Annotated in this window: 20 protein-coding genes, 1 tRNA gene and 1 pseudogene; 14 read left to right on the forward strand and 8 right to left on the reverse strand. The window is 68.5% G+C overall.

Annotated features, from left to right (window positions below; translation table 11 throughout):
- Positions 1 to 17: 17 nt before the first annotated feature.
- Both ACWEN6_RS11585 and ACWEN6_RS11590 read right to left on the reverse strand, forming a co-directional pair.
- Entirely contained in the window at positions 18 to 1172 is a 1155-nt protein-coding gene (locus tag ACWEN6_RS11585) for a TetR family transcriptional regulator (RefSeq protein WP_452570136.1), read from the reverse strand.
- Between the two features lie 187 nt (positions 1173 to 1359).
- Positions 1360 to 2301, reverse strand: coding sequence for an acyl-CoA desaturase (locus tag ACWEN6_RS11590; protein ID WP_452570137.1), 942 nt, complete (start codon positions 2299 to 2301; stop codon positions 1360 to 1362).
- Positions 2302 to 2607: 306 nt separating this feature from the next.
- Here ACWEN6_RS11590 and ACWEN6_RS11595 point away from each other — a divergent pair.
- The 9 genes and pseudogenes from ACWEN6_RS11595 (at position 2608) to cysN (ending at position 11884) form a co-directional block, all read left to right on the forward strand.
- Positions 2608 to 2680: transfer RNA gene (locus tag ACWEN6_RS11595), tRNA-Gln, on the forward strand.
- Between the two features lie 199 nt (positions 2681 to 2879).
- Positions 2880 to 4301 (forward strand): annotated as a pseudogene (gene glmU / locus ACWEN6_RS11600) (bifunctional UDP-N-acetylglucosamine diphosphorylase/glucosamine-1-phosphate N-acetyltransferase GlmU); the annotation flags it as partial.
- Positions 4302 to 4532: 231 nt separating this feature from the next.
- Positions 4533 to 5510 carry a ribose-phosphate diphosphokinase gene (locus ACWEN6_RS11605; RefSeq protein WP_354840614.1) on the forward strand — a complete coding sequence of 326 codons (978 nt, stop codon included), beginning with the start codon at positions 4533 to 4535 and terminating at the stop codon, positions 5508 to 5510.
- A 257-nt stretch (positions 5511 to 5767) separates the two neighbouring features.
- Positions 5768 to 6367 (forward strand): 50S ribosomal protein L25/general stress protein Ctc, encoded by a 600-nt coding sequence (locus ACWEN6_RS11610; protein WP_452570138.1) that lies wholly within the window; start codon positions 5768 to 5770, stop codon positions 6365 to 6367.
- 185 nt (positions 6368 to 6552) lie between these two features.
- Positions 6553 to 7149: an aminoacyl-tRNA hydrolase gene (gene pth, locus ACWEN6_RS11615; protein ID WP_452570139.1), complete on the forward strand. Its 597-nt coding sequence runs from the start codon at positions 6553 to 6555 to the stop codon at positions 7147 to 7149.
- Between the two features lie 220 nt (positions 7150 to 7369).
- Positions 7370 to 8776, forward strand: coding sequence for a sugar transferase (locus tag ACWEN6_RS11620; protein ID WP_452570140.1), 1407 nt, complete (start codon positions 7370 to 7372; stop codon positions 8774 to 8776).
- A gap of 43 nt (positions 8777 to 8819) precedes the next feature.
- On the forward strand, positions 8820 to 9593 hold the full coding sequence (locus tag ACWEN6_RS11625; RefSeq protein ID WP_452570318.1) for a 3'(2'),5'-bisphosphate nucleotidase CysQ: 774 nt from the start codon (positions 8820 to 8822) through the stop codon (positions 9591 to 9593).
- Between the two features lie 22 nt (positions 9594 to 9615).
- Positions 9616 to 10530 (forward strand): sulfate adenylyltransferase subunit CysD, encoded by a 915-nt coding sequence (gene cysD, locus ACWEN6_RS11630; protein WP_452570141.1) that lies wholly within the window; start codon positions 9616 to 9618, stop codon positions 10528 to 10530.
- Between the two features lie 91 nt (positions 10531 to 10621).
- Positions 10622 to 11884 (forward strand): sulfate adenylyltransferase subunit CysN, encoded by a 1263-nt coding sequence (gene cysN / locus ACWEN6_RS11635; protein ID WP_452570142.1) that lies wholly within the window; start codon positions 10622 to 10624, stop codon positions 11882 to 11884.
- Between the two features lie 408 nt (positions 11885 to 12292).
- Here cysN and ACWEN6_RS11640 read toward each other — a convergent pair whose 3' ends face one another.
- The 4 genes from ACWEN6_RS11640 to ACWEN6_RS11655 form a co-directional block, all read right to left on the reverse strand.
- Positions 12293 to 12799, reverse strand: a complete 507-nt coding sequence (locus ACWEN6_RS11640) for a DinB family protein (RefSeq protein ID WP_452570143.1) — start codon at positions 12797 to 12799, stop codon at positions 12293 to 12295.
- Complete coding sequence (locus ACWEN6_RS11645) at positions 12777 to 14042, reverse strand: RNA polymerase sigma factor (RefSeq protein WP_452570144.1); 1266 nt, start codon at positions 14040 to 14042, stop codon at positions 12777 to 12779. Before ACWEN6_RS11645 ends, ACWEN6_RS11640 begins: the two co-directional genes overlap by 23 nt.
- The gene (locus tag ACWEN6_RS11650; RefSeq protein ID WP_452570145.1) at positions 14039 to 14374 is read right to left on the reverse strand and encodes a YciI family protein; all 336 of its coding nucleotides are present in this window, start codon (positions 14372 to 14374) and stop codon (positions 14039 to 14041) included. The genes ACWEN6_RS11645 and ACWEN6_RS11650 overlap by 4 nt, the downstream gene beginning before the upstream one ends.
- Before the next feature lie 343 nt (positions 14375 to 14717).
- Complete coding sequence (locus ACWEN6_RS11655; protein ID WP_452570146.1) at positions 14718 to 15263, reverse strand: ATP-binding protein; 546 nt, start codon at positions 15261 to 15263, stop codon at positions 14718 to 14720.
- A gap of 230 nt (positions 15264 to 15493) precedes the next feature.
- Here ACWEN6_RS11655 and ACWEN6_RS11660 point away from each other — a divergent pair, with 230 nt between their 5' ends.
- Together ACWEN6_RS11660 and ACWEN6_RS11665 are read left to right on the forward strand one after the other, a co-directional pair.
- Positions 15494 to 16321, forward strand: coding sequence for a helix-turn-helix domain-containing protein (locus ACWEN6_RS11660; protein ID WP_452570147.1), 828 nt, complete (start codon positions 15494 to 15496; stop codon positions 16319 to 16321).
- Complete coding sequence (locus ACWEN6_RS11665) at positions 16318 to 16530, forward strand: DUF397 domain-containing protein (protein ID WP_354839825.1); 213 nt, start codon at positions 16318 to 16320, stop codon at positions 16528 to 16530. The genes ACWEN6_RS11660 and ACWEN6_RS11665 overlap by 4 nt, the downstream gene beginning before the upstream one ends.
- Positions 16531 to 16731: 201 nt before the next feature.
- On the opposite strand, the gene ACWEN6_RS11670 is transcribed toward ACWEN6_RS11665, so the two are convergent.
- A complete protein-coding gene (locus ACWEN6_RS11670) occupies positions 16732 to 17130 on the reverse strand; it encodes a VOC family protein (RefSeq protein WP_452570148.1) in 399 nt (132 codons plus the stop codon).
- Between the two features lie 164 nt (positions 17131 to 17294).
- Positions 17295 to 17783 carry a hypothetical protein gene (locus tag ACWEN6_RS11675; RefSeq protein ID WP_452570149.1) on the reverse strand — a complete coding sequence of 163 codons (489 nt, stop codon included), beginning with the start codon at positions 17781 to 17783 and terminating at the stop codon, positions 17295 to 17297.
- A gap of 649 nt (positions 17784 to 18432) precedes the next feature.
- Here ACWEN6_RS11675 and ACWEN6_RS11680 point away from each other — a divergent pair.
- The 3 genes from ACWEN6_RS11680 to ACWEN6_RS11690 all read left to right on the forward strand — a co-directional run bounded on the left by ACWEN6_RS11680 (position 18433) and on the right by ACWEN6_RS11690 (position 21649).
- A complete protein-coding gene (locus ACWEN6_RS11680) occupies positions 18433 to 19419 on the forward strand; it encodes a hypothetical protein (protein ID WP_452570150.1) in 987 nt (328 codons plus the stop codon).
- Positions 19420 to 19527: 108 nt separating this feature from the next.
- Entirely contained in the window at positions 19528 to 20082 is a 555-nt protein-coding gene (locus ACWEN6_RS11685) for a hypothetical protein (protein WP_452570151.1), read from the forward strand.
- 664 nt (positions 20083 to 20746) lie between these two features.
- The gene (locus ACWEN6_RS11690; RefSeq protein ID WP_452570152.1) at positions 20747 to 21649 is read left to right on the forward strand and encodes a GNAT family N-acetyltransferase; all 903 of its coding nucleotides are present in this window, start codon (positions 20747 to 20749) and stop codon (positions 21647 to 21649) included.
- The last annotated feature ends 89 nt before the right edge of the window (positions 21650 to 21738 follow it).

Below are 21738 nucleotides of genomic sequence, written 5' to 3' on the forward strand. Positions count from 1 at the left end.
TTTCGGCAACGACGGTTTTACTTCGCCCGCTCTTCGGCATCGGTGCTGGTGGAGGGCTGTGTGATCTGGGTCTCCCGGCCTTCCAGCTCGCCCTGCCCGACGTGCCTGGCGTGCCCGGCGTGCTCGGTCAGCGGGACGCGTTCGACCAGCTCGATGCGCTCGACCAGTTCCACGCGTTCGCCCCGCTGGACGCGCTCGGCCCGCTCGGCGGCCAGCTTGGCGCGTCTGGCGGCCTCGCGCTCGGCCTGCCTGGCCTGCTGCTCGGCGAGCTTGACCTCCTGGGCGCGGAGCTTCTCGCGCTCACGCTGCTCGCGGGCGACCAGCTTCTCCTCCTCGCGGCGCAGCTTGTCCTGCTCGCGCAGCTCGCGCGCCCGCGCCTTCTCCTGGTCGCGGAGCAGCCTCTCCTGCTCGCGCAGTTCGCGCGCGAGGACCTTCTCCTGCTCCTTGTGCTCCTTCTCGCGGAGCCGTTCGAGGTCTTTGAGCTCTTTGTCGGTGGGCCGGGCTAGACTCCGCAGCTCGGCCGCGGCGGTCATCGCGGGCAGGCCGCGGGCGGTGACGGCCGTGAGCGCCGGGTGCGCCTCCAGGCCGGTGAGACCGTTCCAGGCGAGGTTGACCAGGTGGGCGGCGACCTCCTCGCGGTCGGGCTTGCGCGCGTCCAGCCACCACTGGCCGGTGAGGGCGACCATCCCGACGAGCATCTGGGCGTACATCGGGGCGAGCGTCGGGGCGTAACCGCGGTCGGCGAACTGGTCGGCCAGGACATCCTCGACCTGGCTGGCGATGTCGCTGATGAGGCTCGCGAACGTGCCGGTGCCCGAGGCGGCGTGCGAGTCGCGCACGAGGATGCGGAAGCCCTCGCTGGACTCCTCGACGTACTGCAGCAGCGCCAGCGCGGCGCGTTCGAGGCGGACGCGGGGGTGACCGGCGTTCAGCGCGACGGCGACCAGGGCGAGCAGCCGCTGCATCTCGCGGTCGACGACGACGGCGTAGATGCCTTCCTTGCCGCCGAAGTGCTCGTACACGACGGGCTTGGACACCCGGGCGCTGGCGGCGATCTCTTCGATGGAGGTGCCGTCGAACCCCTTCTCCGCGAACAGAGTGCGGCTGACGCGGATGAGCTGCTCTCTGCGTTCCTTGCCGGTCATGCGCACGCGTGAGCGCGGTTCGGTCATGGATTCAATAATGGCTGGCCTCGCCGGCGCGGCAACCGCCAATACCCCACTTTGACGAGCTATGTCGGGTTTCTGTGGGGTGGTGAGAGCGGGAACGCGGGCACGAGAAGGAGGCGCGCTCTGGGGGGTGGAGGGAGAGGGGATGAGAGATCGGGCCGCCATCGGGCGGCCCGAAAGGGAGGCTGGATCAGCCAAGCCGCTTCGCCGCCAGCCGCTCAGGGGTAGGCCACCGCACGTCGGTCGCCCAACCGGCCTGCTCGAACCAGCGGATCACGCGGGCACTCGGGTCGATCTGCCCCTTGAGCGCGCCGTGACGGGCCGCCGTCGGGTCGCAGTGGTGCAGGTTGTGCCAGGACTCGCCGAAGGACGGGATCGCGAGCCACCACACGTTGCGGGACTTGTCGCGAACCTCGAAGGTCTCGTCGCCGAAGACGTGGCAGACCGAGTTGATCGACCAGGTCACGTGGTGCAGCAGGGCGATGCGCACCAGGCTCCCCCAGAAGAACGCGGTCAGCGCGCCGGTGATGGACCAGGTGACCAGGCCGCCGATGACGGCGGGCAGCGTCAGCGAGGCGAAGACCAGCCAGGGGAACAACCGGTGGATGCGGTAGACGTCCTTGTCGTTGATCAGGTCCTTGGCGAAGCGCTCCTGGTTGGTGCGCTCGGAGGAGAACATCCAGCCGATGTGGGCGAACAGCAGGCCCTTGGTCAGCGCCTTCCAGTCGTTGCCGAAGCGCCACGGCGAGTGCGGGTCGCCCTCCTTGTCGGAGTACTTGTGGTGGCGGCGGTGGGTGGCGACCCAGTCGATGACGCCCATCTCCAGCGACATGCTGCCGGCGATGGCGAGCACGATCTTGAGCGGGCGGTTGGCCTTGAAGGAGCCGTGGGTGAAGTAGCGGTGGAGACCGACCGTGACGCCGAGACCGGTGAACACGTAGAAGAAGAGGGTGATCGCGACGTCGCTCCAGCCGAGGAAGTGGCCCCAGGCCATCGGCACCGTCGCGACCAGCGCGAGGAACGGGACGGTCACGAAGATGACGAGCAGCACGCGTTCGAAGTTGCTCTTCGGTTCCGGCTCGAGATCCGGCCGCGGGGGCGGCGGGCTCGTACGGTCGGCGACGACTGTCATGGGCTACCTCACGTGGTTCGAGCGAAGTGTTGTTGTAGCTACGTAACCGTAACCTACGCCATCGTAAGTTCAGAATCCCTAAGCCGGAATGTGGGGAAGGTGACGGTTCGGCCCGGAACCCGTGGCGGGTCCACGCCTTGCGCATACATGCCCCCATCTGTTAAAGAGATGCACCTTCTCCCCACCAACATCAGACCCTTTCCCCGAGCACCGCGCGACCGGCGGGAGCGCCGTCAGCACGGCACATGCGAGCGGGGGGCGTCGTGGGTATCCTGGTTCCCGCGGTCGGGGAAGGTGTCGCATCGGTCCGGCGTAGGGTAATTGGCAGCCCACCTGCCTTTGGAGCAGGGTTGTCCTGGTTCGAGTCCAGGCGCCGGAACTTTCCCTTCATCTGCCGCGAGCCTCTTCACAACGGGTCCGCACAGCTCGTGACTCTTCCGCGAGGGGGCTGGATCCCTCCCGGGAGGCGACGGGTATTCTCACGGTGTCGGGTGGGTGGCCGAGCGGTGCCTGTACGGTTGCCGCGCGCCGGCCCGTCCGCCAATGTCTCAGCCGCGACGCCGAGGGAGCCTCAGTCCGTGAGTGTGCCGCGCCCGGCAGCCGTCATCGTCCTCGCCGCCGGCGAGGGCACCCGGATGAAGTCCGTCAAACCCAAAGTCCTCCACGAGCTGTGCGGCCGCGCGCTGGTCGATCACATGCTGGAGGCCGCCAGGGGCCTCTCCCCCGAACGCCTGATCGTCGTGATCGGGCACGCCCGTGAGCAGGTCGAGGCCCATCTCGCCGCGAGCGGCCCCGACGCGCACGCCGTCGTCCAGACCGAGCAGAACGGCACCGGCCACGCCGTGCGCACCGTCCTTGAGGCGGTGGGCACGATCAACGGCACCGTCCTGGTCACCTACGGCGACACACCGCTGCTGCGCACCGAGACCCTCGGTGAGCTGCTCGCCACGCACGCGGCCGAGGGCAACGCGGTGACCGTTCTCACCGCCGAGGTGCCCGACCCGGCCGGATACGGCCGCATCGTCCGCGACGCCGCGGGCGCCGTCCTGTCGATCGTCGAGGACAAGGACGCCTCGCCGGAGCAGCGGATGATCAGGGAGATGAACTCCGGGGTCTACGCCTTCGACGGGCTGCTGCTGGCCGACGCGGTCAAGCGCGTCTCCACGGCCAACGCCCAGGGCGAGGAGTACCTCACCGACGTGCTGTCCATCCTGCGCGAGGAGGGGCACCGCGTCGGGGCGTACATCGCCGCCGACCACGTCGAGGTGGAGGGCGTCAACGACCGGGTCCAGCTCGCCTTCGCCCGCGGCGTGCTCAACACCCGCATCCTGCACGCCCACATGCGGGCGGGCGTCACCATCATCGACCCCGCCACCACCTGGATCGACGTCAGCGTCACCATCGAGCCGGACGCCGTGGTGCACCCCGCCACCCAGTTGCACGGCCGCACGAGCGTCGCCTCCGGCGCCGAGGTCGGGCCCGGCGCCACGCTCACCGACACGGTCGTCGGCTCCGGCGCGGTGGTACGCAACGCCGTCTGCGAGGGCGCCGAGATCGGCCCCGACGCCTCGGTCGGCCCGTTCGCCTACCTGCGGCCCGGCACCGTCCTCGGTCCGAGGACCAAGGCCGGCAGCTACGTCGAGATGAAGAACGCCCGCGTCGGGGCCGGGTCCAAGGTGCCCCACCTGTCCTACGTCGGCGACGCGACCATCGGAGAGGGCAGCAACATCGGCGCCGCCACGGTGTTCCTGAACTACGACGGCGTCCACAAGCACCACACCACGGTCGGCGACCACGCCCGGGTCGGCGGCGACAACATGCTCGTCGCCCCGGTCACCATCGGCGACGGCGCCTACACCGCCGCCGGGTCGGTCATCACCACCGACGTTCCCCCGGGGGCGATGGCGGTCGGCCGGGCCCACCAGCGCAATATCGAAGGGTGGGTCGCGCGCAGGCGCGCCGGCACGGCCGCGGCCGAGGCCGCCGCGCGTGCGCTCGCCGGGCGCGACGGCCACGAGGGTGGGACGAACGGCCCGGACGCACCGTCCGGGCGCGAGGGGAACGGCGGGCCGGGTACGCCATCCCAGCAGGCCGAAAGCAGCGAGCGGGCCGAACCGGCCGGCGAACGATAGCGGGGAGCTTTGGAAATGAACCAGCGCGGCGAGCCGGCCGACAGGCGCGACGAGCCCTTCACGGCTCCGTCCGGTGGCCAGGCGGCCGAGGAGGTCAACATCACCGGGCGCAAGACCACCGGGGAGAAGCACCTGATGTTCTTCTCCGGCCGGGCCTATCCAGAGCTGGCCGAGGAGGTCGCGCAGCACCTCGGCATCCAGATCACGCCGACCAGGCTGCACGACTTCGCCAACGGAGAGATCTACGCCCGCTACATGGAGTCGGTGCGCGGCAGCGACGCCTTCGTCATCCAGAGCCACACCGAGCCCATCAACACGTGGATCATGGAGCACCTCATCATGGTGGACGCCCTCAAGCGGGCGTCGGCCAAGCGCATCACCGTGGTGCTGCCCTTCTTCGGCTACTCCCGCCAGGACAAGAAGGGGCGCGGCCGTGAGCCGATCACCGCGCGCCTGATGGCCGACCTGTTCAAGACCGCGGGCGCCGACCGGCTGATGTCGGTCGACCTGCACACCCCGCAGATCCAGGGCTTCTTCGACGGGCCCGTCGACCACCTGTTCGCACTGCCGGTGCTCCACCGCTATCTCAGCGGCAAGCTCGACCCGGCCGTCACCACGATCGTCTCGCCCGACACCGGCCGGGTGCGGCTGGCCGAGCGCTGGGCCGACCAGCTCGGCACCCCGGTCGCGTTCATCCACAAGCGCCGCGACCTGGACGTGGCCAACCAGGTGAAGGTGCACGAGGTCGTCGGCCAGGTGCGCGGGCGCACCTGTGTGCTGATCGACGACATGATCGACACCGGCGGCTCCATCTGCAAGGCGGCCGACGCGCTGTACGAGCAGGGCGCGACGAACGTCATCGTGGCCGCCACCCACGCGATCTTCTCCGAGCCGGCCGTCGACCGGCTGAAGAACTCGCGCATCTCCGAGGTCGTGGTCACCAACACGCTGCCCATCCCGCAGGCCAAGCGCTTCGACAAGCTCACCGTGCTGTCGATCGCCCCGCTGATCGCCCGCGCCATCAGTGAGGTCTTCAGCGACGGTTCGGTCACCAGCCTCTTCGAGGGCGACGCCTGACCTCCGTCCCCGCCGCCTCGTGAAGCAAGCCTGCTCAGGTGGGGGCCGGGGAGCTTGGTGAGCAGGACGCGGAGTTCCTCGCTCCGCGTCCTGTCCGCGCTCCTGGTCGCCCGGCGGCGATCCGCGCGACGCGGCCGGTCGGGTAAGCTCTGAGGGTTCCGCGAGGTTCCGCGCTCGTAACGCCTTCCGCTAGGGCGGGTGAGGGTGAGCGCCGTTCTTCCTTTCCGAAGTCCCCGAGTTTCCCTAGGAGACATGCCGTGTCCGAAGTACGCATCGCCGCAGAACCGCGCTCCGAGTTCGGCAAGGGCGCCGCGCGCAAGATCCGTCGCTCCGACAAGGTCCCCGTCGTCCTGTACGGCCACGGCACCGAGACCAAGCACCTGATCCTGCCGGGTCACGAGCTGCTGCTCGCTCTGCGCACGCCGAACGTCCTCATCCGCCTCCAGGGTGACGGGCTGAACGAGCTGGCGCTGCCCAAGGGCGTCCAGAAGGACCCGATCAAGGGCTTCCTCGAGCACGTCGACCTGCTGCTGGTGAAGAGCGGCGAGAAGGTCACGGTCGAGCTCCCGGTCACCACGACCGGCGACATCGCCCCCGGCGGCCTGTTCGACCAGCAGCTCCTCTCCATCGCCGTCGAGACCGAGGCCACCCACATCCCGACGGGCGTCGAGGTCGACATCGAGGGCCTGGAGGTCGGCGCGGTCGTCACCGCCGGCGACCTGAAGCTCCCCGAGGGCACCACGCTGGCCGCCGACCCCGAGACGGTCATCCTCCAGGTCACCGGGGTCCCGACCTCGGCCGAGACCGCCGAGGGCGAGGAGGGCGGCGCCGAGGGCGAGGCGGCCGCCGCCGAGTAAGGCCGCACCCGCCGGCCGCCCGCGCCTCGCGGGCGGCCCGCACCCAACGGCAGTCCCGTATCGTCGCCAGGGCAGCCGGGCGCCCGTTCATCGGCCGCCCGGCTGCCCTGTCCGGCGTGCGGACGCCGGTCCCGCCGGCCGCGCGCCGCGGGCTCTGAGTGGAACCGAAGACGGAAGAGGTCGTCGTGGACCGCTGGTTGGTCGTCGGGCTGGGCAACCCCGGTCCCGAGTACGCCGGTAACCGGCACAACGCCGGCTTCATGGTGGTGGACGAGCTCGCCGCACGGGTCGGCGGCCGGTTCAAGGCGCACAAGTCGCGTGCCGAGATCGTCGAAGGCCGCCTCGTGGGCGCTCCCGTCGTGCTGGCCAAGCCGCGCTCGTACATGAACCTCTCCGGCGGCCCGGTCAAGGCGCTCGCCGACTTCTACAAGGTCCCGCCGGCGAACGTCATCGTGATCCACGACGAGCTGGACCTCCCGTACGGGGCGCTGCGCGTGAAGCTCGGCGGGGGCGACAACGGCCACAACGGGCTGCGCTCGCTCACCAAGTCGCTCGCCACCAAGGACTATCTGCGGGTGCGCTTCGGCGTCGGCCGGCCGCCCGGGCGCATGGACCCCGCCGACTTCGTGCTGCGCGACTTCGCCACGAGTGAGCGCAAAGACCTCCCCCTGCTCGTCGACCGCGCCGCCGACATCGCCGAGTCGCTGATCACCTCAGGCCTGGAGGCCACTCAGAACGCCTTCCACGCCTCCGACCTCAAACCCCTCAAACCCCCGCGCTGACCCACCGGGGCCGCCTTGACAGGCCCGTGCGTTCGTAAAGGGAGTTCCCCGATTCCCCCAAGAGTGTCGGAGGCGACCGCTAGCATCCTCACGGACGGTGTCCGATCGGTCACTTGGAGGATGGGTGCGCGAGGGGGAGAGCTCCGTTGCGGCCTTCGTGGCGCTTGCGGCCGTCAGGCCCCGTGCCCGTCTCCGTCCCCGGGCGCGGGGGCGGGCCGGTGTGGGTGGGGGGTCGTTCCGCCCGCGCTGGGTCCGGCGCTACCGGCTGTGCGCGGTGGCGGGCGATTTCGGTTGTGGGCTGGCCGCCGGCGCGGTGGCGATCGTGGTGCGGTTCGGCGAGGTCACGCCGTACGTCGCGCCCTATCTCGTGCTCAGCCTGGTGCTGCCCGTGCTGTGGGTGGCGGCCGTGGCGCTCAACCGTGCCTACGAGGCGCGGCTGGTCGGCGTGGGGTCGGAGGAGTTCCGCCGCATCACGCGGTGCGGGTTCTTCCTGACCGCCGGCGTGGCGATCGCCTCCTACGTCACCAAGACCGACCTGGCACGCGGGTACGTCGTCCTCGACCTCCCTCTCATGACCGCGCTCACCCTTTCCTCCAGATATGCCCTGCGCCTGGCGCTCCACCACCGCAGGGCGAGGGGGCGGTGCATGCGGCGGGTGGTGGCGGTCGGCCACCGGTCGTCCACCGCCGAGCTGGTCCGCCGCTTCCGGCGCGAGCCGTACCACGGCATGCAGGTCGTGGGCGTGTGCCTGCCGCGGGGCGAGGCCGTCGGCACGGTCGAAGGCGTCCCGGTGTTCGGCGACTTTTCCGACGTCCCGCTGGTCGTCGGGCAGGTCGCGGCCGACACCGTGGCCGTGCTGGCGTGCCCCGAGCTCGACGGCACCGCCCTGCGCCGCCTGGCATGGCGGCTGGAGACCACCCGCACCGACCTTGTCGTCGCCCCGGCGCTGATGGAGGTCGCCGGGCCGCGCACCACCATCAGGCCGGTGGCCGGGCTGCCGCTGCTGCACGTCGAGCATCCCGAGTTGTCGGGGTTCCGCCAGCTTCTGAAGAACCTCTTCGACCGCGCGGTCGCGCTCCTGGCCATCGCCGTGCTCGCGCCGGTCCTCGCCGCGCTCGCGGTGGCCGTCCGGTCGAGCGGCCCGGGGCCGGCGCTGTTCCGGCAGACGCGGGTCGGCAGGGACGGCGCGGAGTTCACCATCCTCAAGCTGCGCACGATGAGCCCGGACGCCGAGCGCCGCAAGGTCCACCTCGTGAGCGACGCCGGCGGCGTGCTGTTCAAGATCCGAGACGATCCGCGGGTCACCCCGCTCGGGGCCTTCCTGCGGCGGTACTCTCTGGACGAGTTGCCCCAGTTGTTCAACGTGCTCGCCGGTGACATGTCGCTGGTCGGCCCGAGACCGCCGCTCCCCGAAGAGGTCGCCGCTTACGGGGACGACGTCCGCCGGCGGCTGGTCGTCCGCCCGGGCATGACGGGCCTGTGGCAAGTCAACGGCAGATCTGACCTTTCGTGGGAGGAATCGGTACGGTTGGACCTGCGTTATGTCGAGAACTGGTCTCTCACATTGGATCTTCAGATCCTGTGGAAGACCTGGTCGGCCGTGGCACGTGGCTCGGGCGCGTATTAGCCCGAGGTGAGGGACGACAACCCGGGTGCGCACCAGAAAGGGCATCGTGACGATACGCGACGACCACGCGCTCGCGAGAGACCTGGCGGCCGAGGCCGGCCAGAGACTGCTGGCCCTGCGCGACCGCGAGGGGTTCGACGACCCGGTGGCGTTGCGCCAGGCGGGTGACCAGGAGTCCCACGCCTATCTGGCCGAGTCGCTGGCCCGGCTGCGGCCCAGCGACAGCGTCCTGTCCGAGGAGGGCACGCGCGAGGAACGGCTCGATCCGCGCCGCCAGACCGCCGAGCGCGTGTGGATCATCGACCCGCTCGACGGCACCCGCGAGTTCGGCGAGCAGGGCCGCGCCGACTGGGCGGTCCACGTGGCCCTCTGGGAGCGCGCCTCCGGCACGCTGGTCGCCGGCGCCGTGGCGCTGCCGGCCCAGGGCGTCACGCTGTCCACCGCCGAGCCGCCCGCTCTCCCGGCCCCGCGCCGCGGCCGCGCCCGCATCGCGGTCAGCCGCACCCGCCCGCCGGAGTTCGTCAAGAAGCTCGCCCACCTCGTGGGCGCCGACCTGGTGCCCATGGGCTCCGCCGGCGCCAAGATCGCAGCGGTGATCACCGGCGAGGTCGAGGCGTACGTCCACGGCGGCGGGCAGTACGAGTGGGACTCCGCCGCCCCGGTCGCCGTCGCGCTGGCCGCCGGAGCCCACGCGAGCCGCATCGACGGGTCGCCGCTGACCTACAACCAGGAGAACCCCTCACTGCCGGATATCCTGGCTTCCCTACCGGATCTGGCGCCAACGTTGCTCGCCGGCATCCGCGACGTGCACCGATAGGGCCCACACCGGAGGAAGAGCAGTGCTCCAGAGCGATTACACGACGTCGCAGCTCGATGTCCTCGAAGCCGAGGCCATCCACATCATGCGTGAGGTCGCGGCCGAGTTCGAACGTCCGTGTCTGCTCTTCTCCGGCGGCAAGGACTCCATCGTCATGGTCCGCATCGCCGAGAAGGCGTTCTGGCCGGCGCCCATCCCCTTCCCGCTGATGCACGTCGACACCGGGCACAACTTCGACGAGGTGATCGAGTTCCGCGACCGGCGCGTGGCCGAGCTGAACGCCCGCCTGGTCGTCGCCTCCGTCCAGGCGTCGATCGACGCCGGCCGCGTGACCGAGGAGACCGGCCGCCGCGCCAGCCGCAACCGGCTGCAGACCACCACGCTGCTCGACGCCATCGAGGAGCACGAGTTCGACGCGGTCTTCGGCGGCGCGCGGCGCGACGAGGAGAAGGCCCGCGCGAAGGAGCGCGTGTTCTCCTTCCGCGACGACTTCGGCCAGTGGGACCCGAAGAACCAGCGTCCCGAGCTGTGGAACCTCTACAACGCCCGCATCCGCAAGGGCGAGCACATCCGGGTCTTCCCGCTCTCCAACTGGACCGAGCTGGACATCTGGGACTACATCCGGCGCGAGGGCATCGAGATCCCGTCGATCTACTACGCCCACACCCGCAGGGTGTTCGAGCGCGACGGCATGCTGCTCGCCGACCACGAGGTGGTCAACCGCGGCGAGGACGAGCCCGTCTACGAGACCGTCGTCCGCTACCGCACCGTCGGCGACATGACCTGCACCGGCGCGGTCGAGTCCACCGCCGCCACGGTGGAGGAGATCCTCGCCGAGATCGCCGCCACCCGCATCACCGAGCGCGGAGCGACCCGCGCGGACGACCGCACCTCGGAGGCCGCCATGGAGGACCGCAAGAAGGAGGGGTACTTCTGATGCCCCCTCTTGCCCCGCCCCCGCCCCTCCCGCGGCCCGCGCGCACGCCCCTCCGCCGCTCCGCCCGCACAACCGATGGAGAGCAGTTCTGATGGACATCCTGCGTTTCGCCACAGCGGGCTCGGTGGACGACGGCAAGTCCACCCTCATCGGGCGCCTGCTCTTCGACTCCAAGGCGATCTTCGAGGACCAGCTGGAGGCCGTCGAGCGCACCAGCCGAGACCGCGGCACCGAGTACACCGACCTGTCGCTGCTCACCGACGGCCTGCGCGCCGAGCGCGAGCAGGGCATCACCATCGACGTGGCCTACCGCTACTTCGCCACGCCCAAGCGCAAGTTCATCATCGCCGACACCCCCGGCCACATCCAGTACACCCGCAACATGGTCACCGGCGCGTCCACCGCCGACCTGGCCATCGTGCTCATCGACGCGCGCAAGGGCGTGGTCGAGCAGTCGCGCCGCCACGCCTTCCTCACCACGCTGCTGCGGGTGCCCCACCTGGTGCTGGCGGTCAACAAGATGGACCTGGTCGACTACGGGCGCGACCGCTTCGAGGAGATCCGCGAGGAGTTCACCGCCTTCGCGGCCAAGCTGAACGTCGCCGACCTCACCTTCATCCCGATCTCGGCGCTGCACGGCGACAACGTCGTCACGCGGTCGGAGAACATGCCGTGGTACCAGGGCACCTCCCTGCTGCACCACCTGGAGAACCTGCACATCGCCTCCGACCGCAACCTGGTCGACGTGCGGTTCCCCGTGCAGTACGTGATCCGCCCCCAGCGCGCCACCGACCCGGCGTTCCACGACTACCGCGGGTACGCCGGCCAGGTCGCGGGCGGCATCCTCAAGCCGGGCGACGAGGTCATGCACCTGCCGTCGGGTCTGACCACCCGCGTGGCGGCCATCGACACCTTCGACGGCCCCATCGAAGAGGCGTTCCCTCCCATGTCGGTCACCCTCCGCCTGGAGGACGACATCGACATCTCGCGGGGCGACATGATCTGCCGCCCGCACAACCAGCCGCAGGTGGCTCAGGACATCGACGCGATGGTGTGCTGGATGTCCGACGGCCTCAAGCTTGGCCCGCGCTCCAAGCTGGTCATCAAGCACACCACCCGCACGGCCCGCGCGCTGGTGCGCGACCTGCACTACCGGCTGGACGTCAACACCCTGCACCGGGATGAGTCGGCGGGCTCGCTCGGCCTCAACGAGATCGGCCGGGTCTCGCTGCGGGTCACCCAGCCGCTCTTCGTGGACGACTACGCCAGGAACCGCATGACCGGCGGTTTCATCCTGATCGACGAGTCCACCAACGGCACCGTCGGCGCCGGCATGATCGTCGACGCCCGCTGACGCGTCGCCGCGGACCGATCGCGTCATGCGGGCCGCTGCCCGCTTGCGTGCCCTCGTGGGGCGATGAGGTCCGTCGGCGCGTTCTCGCGGCTCTGTTTCGCGTCCAGTGATGGTCGCCCGGCGGCGTGTTCGCCGCCGGGCGGCCGATCTTCCGGACGAACGTCCGTGGTGTTTCTGTCGAATTCGCATGGTCTGTGTCGTCGCTTGGTATGACGGCTCGCGATTCGAGAGGTGCACCGATGGACGACGAATGCCACGATCCCGGTCCGGGAATGCCCGTTGTGCATGCCGCCGACCTGGTCGCCTCCACAGAGCTACGAGAGCTGATCGGCGTCCCCGACTCGGCTGACCCCTCCGGCGAGGACGCCGAAGGCGGTCGCGGTGAGCCGGGGGCGGTGCCGGACCGGCTCAGGTCAGGACGAGCCAGGTGCGGCCGTCGATGAGCTCGCGGGCCGCGTCGAGGTGGCCGGCGTGGCAGGCGGTCTCGGTGATGACGTGCATCACGACCTCCCGCATCGTGTGGAGGCGCCAGTCGCCGAACAGGTCCCCAGGCCACCAGGCCGGCGGGGCGTCCAGCGGCGTGCTGCTGAGCACGGCGTCGGCGGCCTCGATCTCCCGCCGATAGAGGTCGAGGATCTCCTCGGCGGGCACGTCCCGATCGACCTGCCAGGCGTCGTCGGACGGGTCGAGCGCGTCGATGACGGCCGGGTCTGCGGCGATGACGCCCCTGAACCAGAATCGCTCCACGTCCAGGGCCAGATGCCGCACCAGGCCCAGGCAACTCCATCCCGACGGCAGCACCGGCCGCCGCAGGTCCTTCTCGCCGAGCCCTTCCAGGATCCCCAATACGTGGCGTCGCTGGTCGTTCAGGGCGTCGAGCAGAAGCCCGACCTCAGCGGGAGCCGTTCGCGGCATGCTTGTCATCCTCCTCATCGGCGCGGTCGAGCAGGGCCCGGCGCTCCGGCTCGCTGTGGACGGCGGTGGCGGCCCGCCGGAACAGGGAGGCGGCCCGGGCGTGGTCGCCGTCACGGGCGGTGAGATCGGCCTCCGCGGCGACCGCGAGCGGATAGTCGTCCAGCGCGCCGCCGGAGCGGGCGCGGGCCAGCAGATCCAGGCCGGTCGCCGGACCGTAGGCGTAGCCGTGCGCCACGGCGCGGTTCAGTTCCACCACGGGAGTGGGTCGCAGCCGGGCCAGCCGGTCGTAGCAGCGGGCGATCGCCGGCCAGTCGGTGCCGGAGGCCGACTCCGCCGTGGCATGGCGCGCGGCGATGTGCGCCTGCAGCGCGTACGGGCCGTCCTGGCCGAGACCGGCCAGGATGTCCAGACCGTCGGCGATCGCGGCGTGGTCCCACAGCGACCGGTCCTGCTTGTCCAAGGAGAGCAGGTTCCCCTCGGCGTCGCGGCGGGCGTCGCGCCGGGAGTGGTGGAACAGGAACAGGGCCAGCAGGCCGGCCACCTCGGGCTCGCGCGGCATGAGCAGCCGCAGCAGCCGCGCCAGCCGGATCGCCTCCTCGGCGAAGGCGGGCTCGCCGCCGGCGGTGTAGCCGCGGGTGAACAGCAGGTACAGCACCGCGAGGACGCCGGGCAGCCGCTCGGCGAGCGCCCGTCCGGTGGGCACCCGGTAGGGAATGCCCGCACCGGCGATCTTCGCTTTCGCCCTGGTCAGGCGGCGGGTCATGGTCGACTCGCTCACCAGGAAGACGCGGGCGATGTCGGCGGTCGGCACGGCGCAGATCGTCCGCAGGGTCAGCGCCACCCGCGCCTCCATCGACAGCGCCGGGTGGCAGCAGGTGAAGATGAGCCGGAGCCGGTCGTCCACGATCGGGTCCTCCGCTTGCGGGGCAGGAGCGCCCGCGTCCTCGGTGGTGAGCGCGAAGACCGCCAGCTCGCGCAACTTACGGCGCTCCACCGACGCGCGCCGCAGGGTGTCGATCGCGCGGTTGCGGGCCACCGTCATGAGCCAGCCGCCCGGATTGTCCGGCACCCCGTTCACGGGCCACCGCTGCAGAGCCAGCGCCAGCGCCTCCTGGGCGCAGTCCTCGGCCATGGTCCAGTCACCGATGACGCGGATCAGCGCGGCGACGATGCGGGGGTAGGCGTCGACGGCCGCCGCCGCGGCGGCCGCCTCCGCCGGGGACCCGTCAGGGTGACTCGTCACTGCTCGAAGTCGGCGAACGGCCGCAGCTCCAGCCGTCCCTCCCTGGCCATGGGGTGGGCGCGGGCCACCTCGATCGCCTCGTCGAGGTCGGCGCACTCCAGCAGGTCGAAGCCCACGATCACCTCCTGGGTCTCGGCGAAGGGACCGTCGGAGACCAGCAGCTCCCCGTTGCGCACCCGGACCGTGGTGGCGGTGGACGTGGGAGCCAGCGCCATGCCTTGCAGGCGCCGGCCCTTGGCGTCGTTCTCCTCCACCCACACGTCGATGTCGGGCGTGCTCTCCTTGTCGGTGTCAGGCTCGGTATCGGTGCAGACGAACATCATGTACTTCATCTCATCGCTCCCTGGTTCGGTTGCTCGCACCCTAGTGACGAACGCCCTCCCCGCTTCCGGACAACCCGCGCAGATTTCTCCCCTCCAGCATGTCGCGCCCCTGCTCGTGCCTCGTCACTCACTGACTGGACTGTGCGGTCACGTGTCCGACGCCGCAGCGGTGGGAGCGGTAGTTCGCCCATGACGCCCCCCGCCGGGGACGCGCGCCCACTCGCGATCGAGGATTTCGTGGACTCGTTCGGAGATGTCGTCTTCTCCGCTGTGGCCCGCTCCGGCCGCGAGTAGCCGACGACGCCCGTCTCCAGGGAGGTGCCCGTCTCCCTGATCGCTCACCATCGATGACTCATGGTGCATCGCCATGAGTGGAGGTGGAGATCGCACAGCAGGAGGCGTCCGCTGAGAGCGGTCCGGTCGTGATCTCGCACCAGACGGTGGAGCCGGGGCCGTCGGGGTTGGAACGGAAGCCCCAGTTCCCCGCCGACAGCATGTCGACGATGGCCAGGCCCCGGCCGCCTTCCCCGAGAAGGAACGACGGCTCCACCTGAGCGCGCTCGGCCAGGAGCAACGCCTGCTCCACCCTGACCCGAGGACGTCCAGTGGACGGGCCTCCGTCCGTCACCTCGACCCGGAGCAGGTCCCCGTCCGCCAGCAGTCGAAGGAGCAAGCATGGGGCGTGGCAGTCTTGGCTGTCCTGGTCGTACGGTCGGTCGTTGTGAGGACCGGCGTGGCGGACGGCGTTGGTGACGAGTTCGGAGACGGCCAGGCGTACCGGCTCGTAGGCCGGGTGCTCGGTTCCGAGCCAGTCCCGGACGGCGGAACGGGCCCGCGAAGCCGACTCTGGGGTGCTCGGGAGGTAAAGCTCTTTCAGCGGGTCCGGCGCCATTGACATGCCTTTCGCCCGGTCGGTCCGACGGAATTCTCATTTCACTCGGCCGGGCCGGCCGAGGCGCCGCCATGAAGCCGGGGCGGTCCTCATACGGTGGCAAACAATGGGAGACGGTAATGGCGCTTCGGGGTTCGTATTGTGTTCACAATCGCGTGAACCTCCTCGCGGTACTTCGCGAACTCCCTGCATGATGGCCTGGAGCTGTTACCAGGCGGACAGAAGGGAACCCGGCGATGACCATCCCCCTGGCACCGGATCCGTCCATATCCCCGCGCATTCAGTTCGGTACAGAGCTACGCAAATTCCGACTTTCCGCCGGGTTCACGCAGCGGCAACTATGCGATGCGATTCACCTGTCGGTCAGCCAGCTCAGCATGATCGAGAACGGGCACCGGGCGCCGACCATGGATTTGGCGCAACACGTGGACGAGGCCCTCGGGCTCGGCGCCACCCTCGCCGGCCTCCTCGACCGCCTCAACCGCGCCGCCGCCCAGCTACCCCGCTGGTTCCGCCCCTGGCTCGACTACGAACGCGAAGCCGAGGCCCTGCGGATGTGGGAGCCGCTCATGGTCCCCGGTCTCCTCCAGACCGAGGAGTACGCCCGAGCCATCCTGAGTCGCAAACCTGGAATCACGCCGGAGCAGGCTGAAGAGCACGTGGCGGCGAGAATGGATCGGCAGAGCATCCTGCAACGACACCGGCCTCCAATGCTCTGGGTCATCTTGGACGAGGGTGTGTTCCACCGTCCCATCGCTGGGCCAGAGCTGATGCGGAGTCAGTTCGAGCACCTCGTGCATATGGCCGAAAACCCCCATATATCCCTGCAGGTGCTTCCCTACAGAGCGTGCAGCGTGGTTGGGTTGATGGGAGGCTTCGTTATCGCGGACATGCCTGGCGGAGCCCCCTCAGCGGCCTACATTGAGTCCCAAAGCACAGAAGATCGAGTGAGCGACCGATCAGATGAAGTGAAAGGTCTAGAGCTCAGGTATGACCTGATTCGAGTGGACGCCCTGCCACGTTCTGACTCACTTGGCATGATCAAGGAGACGATGCTGAGATGAACGGCGTGACCAGAGGATTTGTGAACCCTCAGTGGCGTAAGTCAACGTACTCCGGCGACGACGGAAGCAACTGCGTTGAAGTGGCTCGGTTGTCGAGTGGACGGCGGGGTGTGCGCGACAGCAAGGACCACTCCCTGATCCCGCTCGTTGTCACCCCGACGGAGTGGGCCGTCTTCCTCGACCACGTGAAGACCCAGCACTTCGCCTGACCTCGATCGAACAGCGGGTGCAGGTGCGGAAACGGACGGCGAACGCTGAAGGGGCCGAGCCGTGACCGGATTGGACGGCCCCGCCCGGCATGCAGGTGGGTGGTCCAGGTGTGGCTGCCCACCCCCATTGTCAGTCCCGGGCGCAGGCGGCGGTCGTTGATGCCCGACACGACGCAGGCGCCCGCCGGCCCTTGGGGCTGATCACGTGGTTGGACGGTGCAGGGTGCGCAGGACGTCGAACTCGTTGCCCTCGGGGTCGGCCATGACCACCCAGCTCCGGTCGGGGCCCTGTCCCACGTCCACCTTGGTGGCGCCGAGGCCGAGCAGCCTGGCCACCTCGTCGTCGGTACTGCGGTCGATCGGGCTGACGTCGAGGTGGAGCCGGTTCTTCACGGTTTTGCCCTCGGGCACCGGGATGAACAGCAGGGTGGGCGGCATCTGGCGGGCCCGGACCTCCTCGACGGTCGGCTCCCAGGAGCCGATCTCGACCGTGCCCTCGCTCCGGTCGATCACCTTGAAGTCCAGCACCGCGCACCAGAAGGCCGCGAGCCGCTCCGGATCGTGGCAGTCGACGACCAACTCGGTGAACCTACTGGTCATGACTCTCCCAGACAGTGCGGACGGGGGCTCAGTCTATTGGGGCCGCGCCGCCCGTCCGGCAAGTCCGGGACGCCTCGACCACCAACCCCGCAATCGACGCCTATTGCTGTGACCGTTCACCTAGTTCCTGGGCTCAAGCGGGGCCGGCGCGCCTCCGGGGCGTGTCACGGGTGCGAACCCACATCTGTGCGGGCCCCGGCCAGGAAGTCGTGCTGCGGACCTCTGAGGTGGTCCCACATCGAACCCTCGGCTGCGATCTGATCGGGCAGGCGCCATAGGACGTGGTCCACCGCACTCGCGTAGGCCCGAGCGAGCTGGTACATCTGAGGACTGAACACAACCTCGATCATCCGCTCGGCCACCCAGAGACGGTCGATAATGTTCCGGGCCGCCGCGAACCATTCAGGCGTTCCGGCGGCATCCCAGTCAGGGGCCTGATCCCGCTCCTCGGCGATGCGAATACCCGCCTGCGTGATCGCGATGAACTCGCGCAGCAGTTCCAGCCGCTCCGAGCGCCGAGCCTCGGCCCGCTGAGCCGTCTGCCGCTTCTCCTCATTCCTGCCGGCAAGTCGCACGGTGGTGAACTGGGCCAGATACGACAGCAGCCCGCCTAAGATCACACCGAACAGCGAAGCCCAGACCTGCATCTCCATGGCAGTTGTGTATCAAATCGCAGCCGGGGATGGGATGCCGCTCTGATCAGCGGCACGGGCTGGTCGACACAGGTGCCGGCGCGCCGTGCGATCGAGCACAGCAAGGGGGCGGTGGCCGGATGGGTGAAGGAGACCTGTCCGCTCTCGCCTGATCTAACAGTTGCCTTCCCGGCCCCGGAATTCGCCCCCCGCCGGCTCGGCGTGACTATTACGGTCATCCCCGATCCCGAGTAACTTCGATCCTAATCCTACTTGATCTTGGAGCTCTGATCACGATCAGTGCGAATTCGTTGCGAGGGCTGAGCAGACCTGATACAGCAGGACATGATGCGGTCATGTCGATTACCTAGGGGTGTGGTGTGCGTCCAGCAGGCATTCTCCTGGCATGCATTGTCGGACTGATATTGGCGTGGCAATGGGACGCTTCCATATATTCGGTTGACGGCGGTGCCGCATCAACACCGACACCTGTCGTCACGGTCCTGTCGACGGTGACGGTTACCGCCACCGCTACTGCTGCACCTGATTCGGTGCCGGGTTCCAGACAGGCATCTGACGTCTCTCCGGTGCATGGATTCACATTGATGATCTGTGCTGCTGCCGTGACACTCGCGTGCGTAACGCTCGCGAAGGTGACTCGGAGGGCGGCTTGATCAATATCGTACTGGCCACCACATGCCTCCTCGTCGCCGCGATTTCGCTACATTTGGCGAGTGGGTTTCAGCGAAATATTAAGAGGGTCGAGGATCTGGTCCGCAATGTTCAAGGGGACATGGATGACATGCGAGGAGGCACTGCAAGCTCGCATGCAGACCTGAAGAAAATCAATGAAGATCTGCAGCGGCGGATGGCCCGAGCCGAGGGGGCCCTGAGTGGATACATTGAATTAGATCGCAGATTGGAGGACTACAAAAGCAGTACGGCAAAGCTGTCCGACGGATTGGACGACAGGCTCAAGAAACACTCAGAGATGTTGTCGGTCGAGGTTCGATCTCTCGTGGCCGCCGAGCTCAAGAGGGAGAGGGCTAGATCCAATCGAGATTCATCCATGACGGAGAATGCTGAGGGCGTTACACCGAAGGCCCCCTTGACTCTCGATGTCTATGCTCACGGTAAAAACGAGGGGCCGGAGGTAGATGGGCGCAGAACTGTAAGAGCCACAATGATCGACGCATTGCTCGCCACCGTAAGAAATGTCGGAGCCACGGATATAGTCTTGGACGGCCAGTGGGAAGGATCTTGGCATGTGCACTACTTGGCGTCCTTTCCTTCGGGATCGAGTCTTGAAGGTCTTCGTTCCACTCTCTTGTCCGTAGCAGCCGCTCCCATAGAAGGGGAGCAGCGCACGGCTGCGCAAGAAAGTTTGAAGCAGGTGATCGCGGCTGCGAGCATCGCCGACGCTGCGGTAGCTCTAGGTCCGCTCATCATCGACGCGGGGGAGGACTCGGCGAAGGTGGCTGTCCTCACGGTGGATGAGTTTCGGCGCGCGAGCCTAGACGATGTCTTCAAGGACCCTGTGCAATTGCGTCATGCTTTTGACGTGATGGAGCCCTTTCGCATAGCACACTTGGATGTACACAAAGCTGCCATTTCGCGCCCGGTCGACATTCCATGGTCTGCGCCGATTGATCCATAAGGCATAGAGCGTGACCCGACCCCCTTCAGACGCGACGATCCCGCGGGCCCCGATTTCCCTGGTCCAGATGGCTGGGGCGGTCGGTGACACCCTATGTGAGAGGTTGCGATGACTTCGTTAGCAGCCCAGATCGGCACGATGATAGCTGCTCTGGTTGCCGCGATAGCCGCATTCAGCGTGGCTTATTTCGCCCGTCGCCAGGTTCGCGTGGAGGCGGAGGCCGCCCATAACCGCAATGTGCAAGTGCAACAGGAGCAGTATCGGAGAGAGCGCCGGAAGAACCTGTATGAGATTAGAATGCGCGTCTATTCAAGACTGCTGCTGAATCTACATGAATCGGTGGACGCGCTCCTTCTCTACCAGGAGGGTGGTTCGCAAGAGGCGTGGGCGGACTGCTCAAAGAAGCTGAGCGCTCTGGTGTTGAGCCGTGAAGAAATGTTGTTAGTGGCGAGTTTGCCTGCCGCCGAGGCGGCCAGTGGTGCCGTGGACACGCTGTTGAAGAGAGCGAAGATGGTAGTGGAAGGCGATGGAACCCTTGTTCAGATCGATGGTCCAATGAGGAGTCTGTTGGTCGAGATGCGGGAGGATCTGGGGCTGTGGGAAGCCGAATCTCCGGACTCCTCGAAAGATGTGGTTCGGAGGTTGCGAAAAAGAGAGGAGTGAAAACCGGGATGAAGACGTCTACGTTCTGGATGGGCAACGACACCGGGACCACCCACTCGCATGCCGAGCGGGGCCTGTTCAACGCATGTGACGGCTTGGCTCGGTCCTATTTTCGGTGCGATCGCCGGCTCGGTCCTGCCTGCTCCTCGGAGGTGACCGCTATCGCCACAGCGTGGAGGTGACGACCGGGTGGGCAACCACACCTGGACCACCAGCCCGCTTGCCGGGTGGGCCCGTCCGATTCCTCGGTGATGGTTCGGCTCGTTCGGCTTCGGCGAAGGTGCTCCGCGATCGGGGGTGAGCGGCGGGAGATCCGCTTAAGGGCCTTCGGCGCACTCGTGTTCTGCGTTGTGGAATCTCGGTTGCCTGCGTGTGAGGTGGCGTGGGAGGGTCGGATGTGTTCGGGTGTGCAGGTACACGGTGAGGAATGAAGTCCATGGTTTCGGCGAGCCTTAGTGGCCGCCGTCGGCGCTGATCGGGTTTCCTGCGGGGAGCACCTTCAGTGTCCGCGTCCGTCTTACGGCGGCCCCACGTGCGGTGTCCGACACCGCTCCATCTCCTTCTGCGGAGATGGTCCCGGCCCGAGGCCGGGTCTGACAAAGCATGCGGCTCCTGATCGCGGGAGCGCGCTTCACCATGTCATCTACGTGAGGTCATCATCACCGTGGGCACCAACGTCCAGAGTTTCGCCGTCGCCAACCTCCGCCGCCGTCCCGTGGTCGTGGAGGTCGGTGGCTTCGTCGTGGGGATCGACCCCAGCACCACCAGCCCATTCATCAACTACGCGACCCCGTTGCCCGGCGCTCGGCCCACCGGCCGGGACGTCGCCGCGCTGATCGACGCGTTCCGTGAGCGCGGTCTCAAGCCGCGGCTGGAGTTCGCCCCGGACGCCGCGCCCGCCGTGGAGGCGGCGCTGAGCGAGGCCGGATTCACCGTGGAGGAGGTCCACGAGTACCTGGTCTGCACCCCGGCCACGCTGACGATGCCGCCGGCACTCGGCGAGCTCGCATCCGCGTCGACATCCACATCCGCATCGGCATCCAGGTCATCCGCATCCACATCGGCCTCGGCATCCGGAACCGCATCTGCGGCCACGTCGGCCGACGCGCAGTACGGATGGTTCCGCGTGGAGAGTCCCGGTACGGACGCGGAGTACAGGGCGATCGACGCGGCGTTGGCCGAGGCGTTCAGCGGGGTGTTCGCGTCGTCTCCGGAGGGGGCGGCGCGGCTGCGTCGTACCGAGGACGATGGCGGGGCGGTGCGGTTCGTCCGGGCGTCCGAGGGCGGCTGCGCCGGCGCGGCCATGTGCTCCGCGCCGGCCGAGGGGACCGCCGAGCTGGCGGGTGTGGGGACCCGTCCCGCCTTCCGCGGCCGCGGCATCGCGGCCGCGGTCACCGCCGCGCTGGCCGAGACCATGTTCGCCCGCGGGGCGCGGTCGGTGTGGCTGGAGTACTCCGGTGACGGGTCGCGCCGCGTCTACGAACGCGTCGGCTTCCGGCCCGAGGGCACCCGCTTCTACATGTCGCTCGAGCCGGCGGAAGAAGTCGACTCGCCGGCCGGCGGGTGATGGTGCACCTGCTCGGTTGACCAGCGCGAGTCCGTCGGTCGGCGGCTGGTGGCCGCCGACCGGCCCTCAGCCGGCCGCCGACCGGCCCT

Source organism: Sphaerisporangium sp. NPDC004334 (assembly GCF_053602655.1).